The sequence below is a fragment of the Clostridium aceticum genome, assembly GCF_001042715.1.
Classification (GTDB): domain Bacteria; phylum Bacillota; class Clostridia; order Peptostreptococcales; family Natronincolaceae; genus Andreesenella; species Andreesenella acetica.
This window is the reverse complement of sequence record NZ_CP009687.1, coordinates 1,712,582-1,725,219: the sequence shown is the minus strand read 5'-3', so window position 1 is coordinate 1,725,219 and position 12,638 is coordinate 1,712,582. Positions and strand designations below refer to the sequence as shown.

The 12,638-nt window shown below is 33.9% G+C and carries 16 protein-coding genes; all 16 read right to left on the bottom strand.

Features of this window, described 5'->3' with window-relative positions:
- Positions 1-32: 32 nt before the first annotated feature.
- Entirely contained in the window at positions 33-1,109 is a 1,077-nt protein-coding gene (locus CACET_RS08105) for an NAD(P)H-dependent flavin oxidoreductase (RefSeq protein ID WP_044823843.1), read from the bottom strand.
- 81 nt (positions 1,110-1,190) lie between these two features.
- The gene (yhbY, locus tag CACET_RS08100) at positions 1,191-1,487 is read right to left on the bottom strand and encodes a ribosome assembly RNA-binding protein YhbY (protein ID WP_044823842.1); all 297 of its coding nucleotides are present in this window, start codon (positions 1,485-1,487) and stop codon (positions 1,191-1,193) included.
- A gap of 18 nt (positions 1,488-1,505) precedes the next feature.
- The gene (locus CACET_RS08095; protein ID WP_044823841.1) at positions 1,506-1,688 is read right to left on the bottom strand and encodes a hypothetical protein; all 183 of its coding nucleotides are present in this window, start codon (positions 1,686-1,688) and stop codon (positions 1,506-1,508) included.
- A gap of 23 nt (positions 1,689-1,711) precedes the next feature.
- Positions 1,712-2,995, bottom strand: a complete 1,284-nt coding sequence (gene obgE / locus CACET_RS08090; protein WP_044823840.1) for a GTPase ObgE — start codon at positions 2,993-2,995, stop codon at positions 1,712-1,714.
- 238 nt (positions 2,996-3,233) lie between these two features.
- Positions 3,234-3,515, bottom strand: a complete 282-nt coding sequence (rpmA, locus tag CACET_RS08085; protein WP_044823839.1) for a 50S ribosomal protein L27 — start codon at positions 3,513-3,515, stop codon at positions 3,234-3,236.
- Between the two features lie 3 nt (positions 3,516-3,518).
- On the bottom strand, positions 3,519-3,851 hold the full coding sequence (locus tag CACET_RS08080; protein WP_044823838.1) for a ribosomal-processing cysteine protease Prp: 333 nt from the start codon (positions 3,849-3,851) through the stop codon (positions 3,519-3,521).
- A gap of 12 nt (positions 3,852-3,863) precedes the next feature.
- Positions 3,864-4,175: a 50S ribosomal protein L21 gene (rplU, locus tag CACET_RS08075; RefSeq protein WP_044823837.1), complete on the bottom strand. Its 312-nt coding sequence runs from the start codon at positions 4,173-4,175 to the stop codon at positions 3,864-3,866.
- A 115-nt stretch (positions 4,176-4,290) separates the two neighbouring features.
- Positions 4,291-5,793: an Rne/Rng family ribonuclease gene (locus CACET_RS08070; RefSeq protein WP_044823836.1), complete on the bottom strand. Its 1,503-nt coding sequence runs from the start codon at positions 5,791-5,793 to the stop codon at positions 4,291-4,293.
- A 145-nt stretch (positions 5,794-5,938) separates the two neighbouring features.
- Complete coding sequence (locus CACET_RS08065) at positions 5,939-6,676, bottom strand: TIGR03936 family radical SAM-associated protein (protein ID WP_044823835.1); 738 nt, start codon at positions 6,674-6,676, stop codon at positions 5,939-5,941.
- Positions 6,677-8,515: a TIGR03960 family B12-binding radical SAM protein gene (locus CACET_RS08060; RefSeq protein ID WP_044823834.1), complete on the bottom strand. Its 1,839-nt coding sequence runs from the start codon at positions 8,513-8,515 to the stop codon at positions 6,677-6,679.
- Between the two features lie 91 nt (positions 8,516-8,606).
- Complete coding sequence (locus CACET_RS08055; protein ID WP_044823833.1) at positions 8,607-9,488, bottom strand: site-2 protease family protein; 882 nt, start codon at positions 9,486-9,488, stop codon at positions 8,607-8,609.
- Between the two features lie 21 nt (positions 9,489-9,509).
- Complete coding sequence (locus tag CACET_RS19435) at positions 9,510-10,217, bottom strand: murein hydrolase activator EnvC family protein (RefSeq protein ID WP_052661265.1); 708 nt, start codon at positions 10,215-10,217, stop codon at positions 9,510-9,512.
- A gap of 209 nt (positions 10,218-10,426) precedes the next feature.
- Positions 10,427-10,828, bottom strand: coding sequence for a methylglyoxal synthase (locus tag CACET_RS08045; protein ID WP_044823832.1), 402 nt, complete (start codon positions 10,826-10,828; stop codon positions 10,427-10,429).
- A gap of 23 nt (positions 10,829-10,851) precedes the next feature.
- On the bottom strand, positions 10,852-11,139 hold the full coding sequence (minE, locus tag CACET_RS08040) for a cell division topological specificity factor MinE (protein ID WP_044823831.1): 288 nt from the start codon (positions 11,137-11,139) through the stop codon (positions 10,852-10,854).
- A gap of 19 nt (positions 11,140-11,158) precedes the next feature.
- On the bottom strand, positions 11,159-11,956 hold the full coding sequence (minD, locus tag CACET_RS08035) for a septum site-determining protein MinD (protein ID WP_044823830.1): 798 nt from the start codon (positions 11,954-11,956) through the stop codon (positions 11,159-11,161).
- Positions 11,957-11,990: 34 nt separating this feature from the next.
- On the bottom strand, positions 11,991-12,620 hold the full coding sequence (minC, locus tag CACET_RS08030; protein ID WP_044823829.1) for a septum site-determining protein MinC: 630 nt from the start codon (positions 12,618-12,620) through the stop codon (positions 11,991-11,993).
- Positions 12,621-12,638 lie beyond the last annotated feature (18 nt).

Genomic DNA, 12,638 nt, shown 5'->3' with positions numbered 1-12,638 from the left:
AGCTTACTGCAGGGAAAAGATAGATTTATATATTATTCTAAAGCTAGCTTCGTCTCATGAATCAGTTCACTGATAAGCTCTTTTACAGTTGTTATCTTATCTAATTTATGTGCACTACTGCCTACAAATATAAGTCCATTTTCTATATTTCCCTTTACTGCTTCAATGAGGGCTTGAGAAATACAATAGGGAGTAGTGGCTGGTTCACAGGTTTTTAAGCAATCATAACATCTTTGTACTGGTTGTTTTCCTGCTTCTGTCTTCTTTACAAAAGCATTTCCTATAGCTCTTCCTGGTAGGCCAGCTGGACTTTTTACTAATTGAATATCTTGTTGTTTTGCGTTGATATAAGCTTCTTTATATTTTATGTCAGCGTCACATTCCTCTGTCGCTACAAATCTGGTTGCCATTTGTACCCCAGCGGCTCCTGCCTTGAGATATTCAGCAATATCACTTCCGTTGTAGATACCACCAGCAGCGATTACAGGTATGGTTTTGTTATATTTATCTTCAAAAGGCTTTATTGCTTGAATAACATCCTTTACAAGGTCTACCAGCTTAGGTTTTGTTTCTTCTGTTAGTTGTTCCAAAGAAAAACCTAGATGACCGCCAGCCTCTGGGCCCTCTACGATCACCATATCAGGGGCATAATCATATTTACGATCCCACATCTTTGCAATAATAGCAGCAGCCTTTCCAGAAGATACAATGGGTGCAATTTTGGTTTTAGATTCCTTAGTCATCCCAGGTAATTCTGTAGGTAGACCTGCTCCTGAAACAATAAGATTGACTTTTTCCTCCACTGCGGCTGTAACCATGTCTTTATAGTTATTAATAGCAACCATGATATTAACACCTAAAATACCATTTGGACTTAATTCTCTTGCCTTTTTAATCTCTTTTTTCAACCCTCTTATATTAGCAGCATTTGTATTGGTTTCAAAATCAGGTTCTCTAAATCCTATTTGTACACCAGATATTGTTCCAATCCCACCTTCATTGGCTACCGCTGAAGCTAATTTTGATAAAGAAACGCCTATTCCCATACCCCCTTGAATAATAGGTACACTTGCCACCAAATCACCTATTTTTAAAAATGGTAATTGCATATAATCGACTCCTTTATAATTTTTTACATATCACATCTATTCACTATTGACAGTGATGTTATAAAAGCTAATGCTTAAGCATTAGCTTTTGGGTAGTTGTATTTTAGGATTATTTTTTGAAGGCCTATAGATAGTAAACTTGTTTCCAATTGCCTGAACAAACTCAGCTTCTAGGGTTTTTGCCACCTCATTAGCTGTTTCCTTAGTATCTAATAGACTACTTTCTAAAATATTCACTTTAACAATTTCTCTAACTTCTAAAGCATCATCTAACTGTGTTAAAAAACTATCACTAATCCCATATTTGCCAATCTGGGTTATTGGTTTTATGTCATGAGCCATTCCTTTTAGATAGGATCTTTGCTTACCTGTTAACATGGATCTACTCCTTTTTTTCTATATTTCTACTTCTTTTCTTATTTTTCTTCTGTGGATTTCATATTCTTTTTCCCCTTTTTTCCATCCACTTCTTACTTTTTCCATTGTTGTAGACTCTGTAGGAATAACAAAATCATTTTTAGCAAAACAATAATAAGTCTTAGTACTCAGTTTGCAATTTTCACAATGTATGCAATTCATTTTTACCTGTAAACCCCCATCTCTTAATCATAGTACTCAAATTCAATGTCCTCAATTTTTACAGTATCTCCATTCTGAATGCCCATTGCTTTTAACTCATCGATAATTCCCCGCTTTCTTAAAACTTTATGAAAGTAGCTTAATGAATCCATATCGTCAAAATTTATAGAGTTCACTAATCGCTCTACAAATTTTCCTCCAATTATAAAGATATCATCTTCTTTACCAACTGTAAATTGATATTTATCATCTTTTTGATATTGGTATACTTTTTCCTCTTCTACCACGATATCTTCTATATAACTTTCTTCTACTTCTTTAAGTTTTTTGGACACATAAATGAATAATTCCTCTAGTCCTTTGTTTGTAGCAGCAGACACTGGGAATACTTCTATTTCCATAGGGGTTAATTTTTCTCTTAATCTTTTAAGGTTTTCCTCTGCTTCAGGAATATCCATTTTGTTGGCAGCTACAATTTGGGGTTTATTTGCTAACTTCATACTATATAACTTTAGTTCTTCATTAATCTTATCAAAATCTTCTAAAGGATCTCTACCCTCTACAGAGGCAATATCTATGATATGAATAAGCAGTTTTGTTCTCTCAACATGTCTAAGAAATTCATGGCCTAATCCAACGCCCTCATGAGCTCCTTCAATAAGTCCAGGTATATCTGCTAAAACGAAACTATCTCCATACTTTGTTTTTACTACCCCTAAATTAGGTGTTAATGTAGTAAAATGGTAGTCTGCTACTTTAGGACTTGCACTGGTAACTACAGAGAGAATAGTAGATTTACCTACATTAGGAAATCCTATTAATCCAACATCAGCAATCATTTTCAATTCTAAGATTACAGTGAGCTCGTCACCATGCTCTCCTGCAATAGCAAATCGTGGAGCTTGTCTCGTAGCGGTCTTGAAATGAATATTTCCTTTTCCTCCCTTACCACCACGTGCAATAATTTTTTTCTCTCCACCCTCTACTAGGTCAGCAATAACAGCTCCAGTGTTTTCATCTTTGATAATCGTTCCTGGAGGGACTTTTAATATCAAGTTTTCTGCATCTTTCCCATACATATTTTTGTTTTTACCGTCTTCTCCATTGTTGGCTACGTAATGCTTTTTATATCTAAAGTCCATCAGCGTACGCATGCCTTCATCTACTTCAAATATGATGTCACCGCCCTTGCCTCCATCTCCTCCTGATGGTCCTCCAGCAGGAACATAGATTTCTCGTCTAAAGGCAACAGCGCCATCACCGCCTTTACCAGCTTTTAAATGGATTTTTGCTTTATCTATAAACATATTTATTTTCACCCTTATTATATTAAAATTATAATATTTTATTTTGCTATTTTCTATATTTTTATGTAAATTTGCTAATTTTATTATATCAACAAAAAAGTTTCTGTCAACTGTCCTAGATATGTCTTCATAAGTGTGTTTTTTTTCTTTAATTCTTAGTTACACATCTATATTTATATTATTGCAATAAAATATAAAAATTAAACTAAAAACCGCCGTGATTCGGCGGTTTAATAAACTAGTTAGCAGCATGAATACTGACTTGTTTTTTATTTTTTCCTTTTCTTTCAAACTTAACAACACCGTCTATTAAAGCAAAAAGTGTATCATCTGAACCTTTACCTACATTTGTACCTGGATGAATTTTTGTACCTCTTTGTCTTACTAAGATGTTTCCAGCAGTTACAAACTGTCCGTCAGCTCTTTTTACTCCTAGTCTTTTAGCGATACTGTCTCTACCGTTTTTGGAGCTACCTACCCCTTTTTTACTAGCGAATAATTGAAGATCAATTCTAAACATGACTTACACCTCCTTGTCATGAAGATCTATATATTGACAATAATTTTCCTGAATATTTTTTAGCCCTACTACCATAGTTTCAAATAATATGTTAACTTGCTGTCTTTTTTCCCTTGAAATATCTTCAGGGATGCTACAGGTTAAGTAACCATGCTTTATGCTATAGGCTGCCTTCACCTCTAGTACCTCATATAACCCCAATACTATTGTTTGGGTTAACATAGAAACAGCAGCACAAACAATATCTCTCCCAGGCTCATCTGCATAAGCATGTCCTGAAGTAGTAAAACCAATAATTTCATTGTTTTTATTGCGCACAATGTCTATTGTAATCATATGTTACACAGCCTACGCATTAATTTTTTCGATCATTAACTTTGTATACGGTTGTCTATGTCCTTGTTTCTTTCTAAAGTCTTTCTTTGGCTTGTATTTGAAGATAATGATTTTTTTACCTTTACCTTGCTCAACAACCTTAGCCTCAACTTTAGCGCCACTAACTACTGGATTACCAACAGTTAAATTGCCTTCTTTAGATACAGCTAATACATTTTCAATGGTTACTACATCGCCTTCAGTTGCATCTAATTTCTCAACAAACAATGTATCGCCTTCTTGTACTCTGTATTGCTTTCCACCTGTCTCAATAATTGCGTACATACTTACACCTCCTCAAACCAGTCTCGCCGAATACTAGGTAACATCGTTTTAAACCCGATCCGTGCGGCTACCTACAGATATATATAATATCATAGAGGGTTATTTATGTCAAGGACTATGTTTGAAGTTCTTTTACTAATTTTTCCATCACTTCTGTTTTTCCCCGGGCCTTAACATTTAGGTCGTTAAAATGAGCATCCTTCTTTGGCAAAATCCATATTCTCATATCATATTCTTCTTCTAGTTCTTTAATAATTAACTTATCTTTGAAAAGCCCATCATATACATCAGTATTCACTTCAAAAACAATGGCTTCGGCATTTGTATGTTTTTTTGTTCGCTTTACTTCTTTTTCTATTCTAAACAGTAAGACCTCTTCGTTTAATACACTGCCAGTACCTTCGCAACAGGGACATTGTTTTAATAATAATGACTCTAGTCGCTGTCTTACCTTTTTTCTTGTAATTTCTACTAACCCAAGAGATGTCATTCCTAGGATTTTGGTCTTAGTACGATCTTTGTTTAATGATTGTTCTAGAACCTGAAGTACCCGCTCTACATAATTTTCGTTGGTCATATCAATAAAGTCTACAATGATGATACCTCCTATATCCCTTAGCCTTAGTTGTTTGGCAATTTCTTGAGCAGCTTCAAGGTTTGTTTTAAAAACAGTGTCCTCTAGATCGATACTTCCTACGTACTTTCCCGTATTAACATCGATCACTGTTAAAGCTTCTGTAGAATCAATAACAATATAGCCCCCACTTTTTAGCCATATTTTTCTCAAAATGCTATTCTTAAACTGGGTCTCTATATTATAGTATTGAAAAATTTCTAACTCTTCATCATAGAGCTCTAGTCTTTCCTTTAATGCTGGTGAAATCAAATCTACTAGTTCTAACGCTCCTTTATAGTCTTCTGTATTGTTCATAATAAATTCATCAATATTTACACTAAAGATATCTCTAATGGTTCGATCCACCAAGTCAAAATCCTTATAGATCATTCTTGGAGCAAATCCTAGCTTTTTTTCTTTCTCGATTTTCTGCCAGAGCTTCAGCAAAAACTTTATATCGTCATTAAAAGCCTCTTTATCCTTACCTTCCGCTACTGTCCTGACAATAACACCCATGTTTTGAGGTTTTACTTCTTCAACAGCTTTTTTTAATCGATTTCTTTCCTCTTCACTTGTAATTCTTCTTGATATACCTAAATAATCGGTATAAGGCATCAATACTAAATATCTTCCAGGCAGGGTAATATGGGTAGTAACTCTAGCCCCTTTAGAACCAATGGGTTCTTTAGTAACTTGAACAATGATTTCTTGACCTGCTTTTATTAGGTCTTTTATAGCTACATTTTGAAAGGTTTCATTTTCTTCATATTGATATTCTTGGGGTACTGCATCCTTAACATAGAGGAAGCTGTTTTTTTCTAAACCGATATCCACAAAAGCTGCCTGCATCCCCGGCAATACATTGGTCACCCTGCCCTTATAAATATTTCCTACAATTCTTTTATTATTTTTTCTCTCAATATACAGCTCAACTAATTCATTATTTTCTATTAACGCTAGTCTAGTTTCATTGATCGTCGTATCCACAATAATTTGATTCATGCCACCAACTCCCAATTATATGTAACTAATTTTTTTGTGTTTTTAGTTATTTTTTCACCCATAAAACAAGTCTTTTAATAAAAATTTATTTAAAAAGCTTCACTTCTATGGTTTTTCTCCTGCTACTATGGACAATAATACAATATTAAGATTCTATCGTATCTAAAGGTGTCAAGTACTGTGGTTGTATTTGTGTTAATAATTCTAATCTGTGCACTCTTATTTTATCAAAGTCCATCTGCAATTCAGCTATTTCTCCAAATTTTTTCACTGCGATTTCAGGTTTTAAATTCCCACTGCTACCAGCAGCCAACATCATTTTAAATATTATTTCCTTTTCTTCGGTTGTATGTATTTGCATTTCTTGTATGTAAGGTCGAATATTAATTTCCTGTACCTGTTTTCTATTAGATTTTTTATAATTACCTTTTTTCTTTTTTTCTTTTATCTCTATAATTTCTTCTAAGTTTAAAAAAGTTTTTAATTTTTCTTGTAATGCCTCACTACAAACCTCTTCATCAAGGACAACCCTTGCGATATAGGTAGAATACTGAATAACAGACATTAGCGAACTTTCACTTCGAGAAATATATTTGCTTTCAACTATAGCTAGTCCCTGTGGTAAAACATGATTTAACCTGTCCATAAAATCTTCTATATCTAATTTTTCTTCTACTTCTATATCTATATATTCTCCTTCGCTAGATACCCCCACACCTAATGCAGTTGCAAAAGCCATGATGGGATGGGGATTATAGCCCTGCGTATAGGAGATAGGAATATTTCCTCTTCTAAAGGCCCTCTCGAAAAGACGTACTAAGTCCAAGTGTGAGATAAAAATCATGTCCTCTTTCTTGTAAAATCTTGACCTTATTCTATACATTTAACATATTCCTCCTATAAATCCTTGATTCACACCACAGGCAGAGCAATTTGTTCTACAGTCCTGTGTTAGTTCACCTTTTATAGCTTTTTCATTTTCTCGAATAAGAAATTCTTTACTTATACCAACATCGATATGATCCCAAGGTAGGATCTCTTCATATTCTCTTTTTCTATTGACATAAAACTTAGGGTCTATTCCTAACTTTTCAAAGACTCCCATCCATTTATCAAAATCAAAGTGTTCCATCCATCCATCAAATTTACAGCCTTCCTCAACAGCCAAGGCTAAAACTTTTGATAATCTTCGATCTCCTCTAGCAAATACAGCTTCTAAAAAGCTGGTTTTTGCATCATGATAGTTGTAGGTAATGCTTTTTCTATTTAACTGCTGCTTTAAAAATTGCTGTCTTTCATCTATTTCTTCTAAGGTAATTTGAGGCACCCACTGAAAAGGTGTAAATGGCTTTGGAACAAAGGTGGAAGTACTGATAGTAACATTTAACCCTTTTGCTCTTTGTTCTTTAGGAATAGCGTAGTATAGATCAATTACCTTAAAAGCAAGCTCCTTAATGCCGGTTACATCCTCTAAAGTCTCCGTAGGCAACCCTAACATAAAATAGAGCTTTACATTACTCCACCCAGATTCAAAAGCCTTTTGACTTGCATTGATTAAATCTTCTTCCGTCAATCCTTTATTAATAACATCCCTTAGTCTTTGACTGCCGGCCTCAGGTGCAAATGTTAGTCCTGTCTTTCTTACTTTTTGTATTTCCTTTACCAATTCTAAAGAAAAATTATCTAACCGCAAAGATGGTAAAGATATCCCGATTTTATCTTTACTATATTTATCAATAAGATGGGTTACAAAATCATTTAGACTTGAATAGTCACTGGTACTTAAGGATGCTAAAGAGATTTCTTCGTATCCTGTAGATGCCAGTAAACTTTCGGCTAAAGTAGATAATCTGTCTATAGATTTTTCACGAACAGGTCTATAAATCATTCCTGCCTGACAAAATCTACAGCCTCTTGTACAACCTCTAAAAATTTCTAATGCAACTCGGTCATGGACTACATTTAGATAAGGAACGATTAATTTTTCTGGATAAAATACATCGTCTAAATTTTTTATAATTCTTTTCTTAATTTTAGAAGGAATACCTTCTATTTTAGGCATAAAGGAGTGAATTCTTCCATCATCATGATACTTAACTTCATATAAGCTAGGAACATAGATACCTGGTATCTTAGAAGCTTCTTTCAAAAATTCCTCTTTTATATATTTACCTTTTTTAAAGGTTCGATATAACGCTATCAATTCTAATTGTACTTCTTCTGCCTCTCCTAAAACAATGATATCAGCAAAATCGGCGATAGGTTCCGGATTATAAGCACAGGGGCCTCCTAGCAAAACAATAGGATGTTCTTCCCCTCTGTCTTTACTATATATTGGTATTCTTGCTAAATCAAGCATATTTAAAATATTACTATAGCTCAACTCATATTGTAAAGTAAAACCCACGAAATCAAAATTATTTATTGATTGCCGGCTCTCTAGAGCAAATAGCGGAATATTCATCTTTCTCATTTCTTTCTCCATATCTAGTGCTGGAGTAAAGACCCTCTCGCAATAAACATCTTCTACAGTATTTATTAAGTGATATAAAATCTGCATTCCTAAGTGACTCATGCCCACTTCATATATGTCAGGAAAACAAAAAGCATAGCGTATGGTTTCTTCTGTAATTGTTTTATGTATACTATTTAATTCATTTCCTAGATATCTAGCAGGCTTTTCTACTTTATATAGTAAATCATGAATTTCAACTTTATTCATTCTTGTTCCTCCAGTCTTTTTTCTTTGGTAGTTTTTTCTTTATAAGTATATGATAACATATATAATTTGAAAATATGTTAGTATAACGATATTATTTTTTTAGCTCTATAAGATCTCCTAAAGTAATTCTATGATTATACTTTATCATGGCATCTAAAATCTCGCTTTCTGATAGACTTCCCAACACCTTTCCTTTCGTATTGATCACCGTCACAAGGTGGTATTTCCAGGTAGAAAATTCTTGTACTGTCTTTCTAAGATCGATAGATTCCAAAGCAGTTAAATACTTTACATCCATAATTCCTTTCTCCAAGAGTTGTTTCTTTTTTGTCACAATCTGATAAATGGAAGTATATGTCATCATTTCTTTTTCTTTATTAGCTTTTATATACAAAAAAACGGCTACACCACATAAAAATAAGTTTTCTTGAGCCCTTATACCAAAATGAATTCCTGTTAAAAACAGAAAAATAGTTAGGACTTTACTAATCCTTATAGCCGCCTTTGTTCCTCTCTTTAAACCAATTTTGCTGCTTATATAAGCCCTTAAAATTCGTCCACCATCTAACGGTAAAATAGGCAGCATATTAAATAGTCCAATAGTAAGATTAGAAAGTATAAAAAAGTGCACTAATTCCATCTGCAATGCTATATAAGATTGCAATACAATCATTACAAACATCATAATGAAGTTAGACATCGGTCCTACAATAGCAATCACCATTTCTTTAAATGGGTCCATTTCTAGATAGTTATTGGCCTTTGCCACTCCTCCAAAGGGAAAAAGTTCTATTTCCTCCACATCTATCCCATAATGTATGGAAGTTAGAGAATGGGCCAGTTCATGAACAACAATAACAAAAATCATTACTATCAATTGAAAAAAGTATTTATAATAAATACTAAAAACGAAAATCGGTAATAACATATAGTTTATTTTTATATATATACCAAATAATTTAAATAGTTTCATGATCAATGCCTACCTTAAAGTCTACATACTTTCCGTATGAAAATCAATCAATTCAAAGGGATCAATAGGTTCTCTATCACGCCATACTTCAAACTGCAGCTTTCCCGAACTTGTACCAATTACTTCCCCCATGACAACTTTTTGATTTTTATCTACTACATATTTTTCTAAATTTTTGTAAACAGATAACAGTTCGCCTTTATGTTTTATAATAACATAATTGCCACTGGATTGATTTTGTCCTACCTCCATAACAACACCTTCTTGAGCTGCCAGTACATTTTCCCCAGCTTTTCCTTCTATGTCAATCCCTCTTGAGACTTTTCCAGATTCCTGCTCATCTTGAAAAAATGTGACAACCATGCCTTCCATAGGATTTGCAAACTGAAGTTTTGAAAATGTACCTATATTGATAACCGCTAATGCTTCTTCTCCCCTTCTTGTTAAACTTACTATCATGTTCTTATACCTATCATAGTTTTCAGCAATTTCAAACTCCTTATTGACATTATAAGTTACTTTATCAATGATATAGTTTGTTGGTTTTGTATTGATGTTTTTTATTACAACAACAGTAAATAGAATGATCAAGCATACACCTAACCTAATTAGCGTCTGGTGCAACCATAAGTTAAAGTCTATACCCCCAAAGGCTTCGTTGTCTTTATACATTGTATTTTGAAAAATTCTCATAGATTGTATCGGTGTATCCCTTTTTCTTCCATTCATTTATATAACCCTCCTTTGTTTAGATTTAGTATAAATATATTGTTTAAAGTCTTCATTTATTACATCCCGACATAGTAATTAGGGGAAATTTGCCTTCATTAAGTTGAGATTCCATAAGTAAAACAGCAAAAAAATTAATCCTTTATTACTTGTTTTTAGATATAAAAAAACCATTTATTTTATATCTAAAATAAATGGTTTTTTTATATCTATTTTTTATTAACATACTTCCTCCAGGCTAAATCACCGCGCTCTAAAGCCCTTATCAAAATTTCTGCAGTAGCAATATTTGTAGCAACAGGAATCATATTTACATCACATAACCTTATAAGAGCTTGTATGTCAGGTTCATGTGGCTGCGGTGTTAAAGGATCTCTTAAGAAAATAACAACATCCATTGAATTTGTTGCTATTTCTGCACCTATTTGTTGATCTCCTCCAAGTGGTCCAGATTGGAATCTTTTCACTTGCAGTGAGGTGGCTTCCATGATCCTTCTACCAGTTGTACCTGTTGCAGATAAGTTATGTTCTTTCAAGATATTTTCATAAGCAATTGCAAAGTTAACCATCATGTCCTTCTTATTATCGTGGGCAATAAGGGCAATATTCATAAATAGTTTTTCGCCTCCTGTAGTTATTCTGTACGAGTTTTATCCTTCATTTTTTTTATCGGAATATTTGCTACTAACGCTGGTACCAATACATCATCTATGTCCCGTTTTGTCTTGGTTAATTTAACATCTAAACCACTTTCATCGATTTCAACATAGTCTGATATGATTTTAATAATATCTCCCTTCACCATTTCAAGAAAGTGAGGAGAGCAATTGGTTCTATCGTGCACCAACACCAATCTTAATCGTTCCTTTGCTACATTTTTGCTCGTTCCATTATCTTTACTAAAAAACTTCAAAAAATCCATTGTTTTCCTCCTTTCTAAACTATTTAGCTAGTCCAAAAATTTTTCTTAGTTTTTTCATGAAGCCCTCATTTGTCTCCATATTGATAAAAGGAACCTCTTCCCCAGCAACACGTTTAGCAATATTTCTATAGGCCTCTCCAGCCACTGAGTTTTTATCTGTAACCACAGGTTCTCCCTTATTGGTAGATATGACAATCGCTTCATCGTCAGGTACTACACCTAGCAAATTAATGGCTAAAATATCAATCATATCATCAATATTCATCATATCTCCCCTTTTGACCATTTCAATTCTAATACGGTTAATGATTAAAAGGGGATCTCTTAGCTCAGAGGCTTCTAATAAACCTATGATTCTATCTGCATCTCTTACAGCCGATATCTCTGGTGTTGTAACAACAATAGCCCTATCAGCTCCAGCAATGGCATTTTTAAAACCCTGCTCAATTCCCGCTGGACAGTCCACTAAAACATAGTCCATAATTTCCTTCAAATCACTTGTTAGTTTACACATTTGTTCTGGTGTAACAGCATTTTTGTCTTTTGTCTGGGCAGCCGGCAATAGGTATAAGCCTTCATATCTCTTATCTTTAATAAGTGCTTGCTTAAGCCTACATACTCCTTCTACAACATCTACCAGATCGTATACAATTCGATTTTCTAATCCCATAACAACATCTAAGTTTCTTAAGCCTATATCAGCATCTATAACTGCAACTTTATACCCCAGCTGCGATAAACCTGTTCCAAGGTTAGCGGTAGTCGTTGTTTTTCCAACACCACCTTTTCCCGATGTAATAACAATTACTTCCCCCATAATTTACTACCTCCTATGTATTTAGTTTGCTTTATTATTTATTTAAGTAAGGTTCAATATACACCATGTTTTGTTTTATCCGTGCCCATTCCGGCCCTTTAGGTTTTTCATATTCCCCGTCAGGTGCCCTAGCAATTACATTGGCAATTCTTAGCTGTGCGGGATCTAAGTAAAGGGCTGCTACACAGGCCTCTATGTTGCCATTGGATCCTGCATATGCTATACCTCTCAAATTTCCCATCACGATGATATTTCCTCTAGCAACAACCTGTCCCCCGGGATTTACATCTCCAAGTACAACTACATTGCCATCATAATCAATAATTTGCCCTGATCTTACTGTACCTTTAATGAATTTTGTTTTTCCCTCACTAATTCCTTCAAATACGTCTTCCTTCACCCCATCAGACTTAGATATATTTACACTTTTTATAATGTTTAAATTATATCTAGTTGTCATAATATTTTCTAATTCTTCTTTTTCCTCGCTTGTAAGCCACCCACATTCGATTTGGAAAATATTTGCACCCTTAAAAAAAAATCCTGTTTTTTCTAGTTTATCGATTAAATGTTTTTTTATGGCTTCAAAATCGTAGTTCGGCTTAATATGAATAAAAAGACCTTGTTTCGTCCCCTTAAACTCGATGGCACTTTCTTCGGTCATGGAATACTACCCCCACTA

What these genes read in the sequence shown, in the direction of transcription:
- CACET_RS08105 (WP_044823843.1), bottom strand. Translation starts at nt 1,109, where the DNA reads ATGCAATTACCATTTTTAAAAATAGGTGATTTGGTGGCAAGTGTACCT.
- yhbY (WP_044823842.1), bottom strand. Translation starts at nt 1,487, where the DNA reads ATGTTAACAGGTAAGCAAAGATCCTATCTAAAAGGAATGGCTCATGAC.
- CACET_RS08095 (WP_044823841.1), bottom strand. Translation starts at nt 1,688, where the DNA reads ATGAATTGCATACATTGTGAAAATTGCAAACTGAGTACTAAGACTTAT.
- obgE (WP_044823840.1), bottom strand. Translation starts at nt 2,995, where the DNA reads ATGTTTATAGATAAAGCAAAAATCCATTTAAAAGCTGGTAAAGGCGGT.
- rpmA (WP_044823839.1), bottom strand. Translation starts at nt 3,515, where the DNA reads ATGTTTAGAATTGATCTTCAATTATTCGCTAGTAAAAAAGGGGTAGGT.
- CACET_RS08080 (WP_044823838.1), bottom strand. Translation starts at nt 3,851, where the DNA reads ATGATTACAATAGACATTGTGCGCAATAAAAACAATGAAATTATTGGT.
- rplU (WP_044823837.1), bottom strand. Translation starts at nt 4,175, where the DNA reads ATGTACGCAATTATTGAGACAGGTGGAAAGCAATACAGAGTACAAGAA.
- CACET_RS08070 (WP_044823836.1), bottom strand. Translation starts at nt 5,793, where the DNA reads ATGAATCAAATTATTGTGGATACGACGATCAATGAAACTAGACTAGCG.
- CACET_RS08065 (WP_044823835.1), bottom strand. Translation starts at nt 6,676, where the DNA reads ATGTATAGAATAAGGTCAAGATTTTACAAGAAAGAGGACATGATTTTT.
- CACET_RS08060 (WP_044823834.1), bottom strand. Translation starts at nt 8,515, where the DNA reads ATGAATAAAGTTGAAATTCATGATTTACTATATAAAGTAGAAAAGCCT.
- CACET_RS08055 (WP_044823833.1), bottom strand. Translation starts at nt 9,488, where the DNA reads ATGAAACTATTTAAATTATTTGGTATATATATAAAAATAAACTATATG.
- CACET_RS19435 (WP_052661265.1), bottom strand. Translation starts at nt 10,217, where the DNA reads ATGAATGGAAGAAAAAGGGATACACCGATACAATCTATGAGAATTTTT.
- CACET_RS08045 (WP_044823832.1), bottom strand. Translation starts at nt 10,828, where the DNA reads ATGAATATTGCCCTTATTGCCCACGATAATAAGAAGGACATGATGGTT.
- minE (WP_044823831.1), bottom strand. Translation starts at nt 11,139, where the DNA reads ATGGATTTTTTGAAGTTTTTTAGTAAAGATAATGGAACGAGCAAAAAT.
- minD (WP_044823830.1), bottom strand. Translation starts at nt 11,956, where the DNA reads ATGGGGGAAGTAATTGTTATTACATCGGGAAAAGGTGGTGTTGGAAAA.
- minC (WP_044823829.1), bottom strand. Translation starts at nt 12,620, where the DNA reads ATGACCGAAGAAAGTGCCATCGAGTTTAAGGGGACGAAACAAGGTCTT.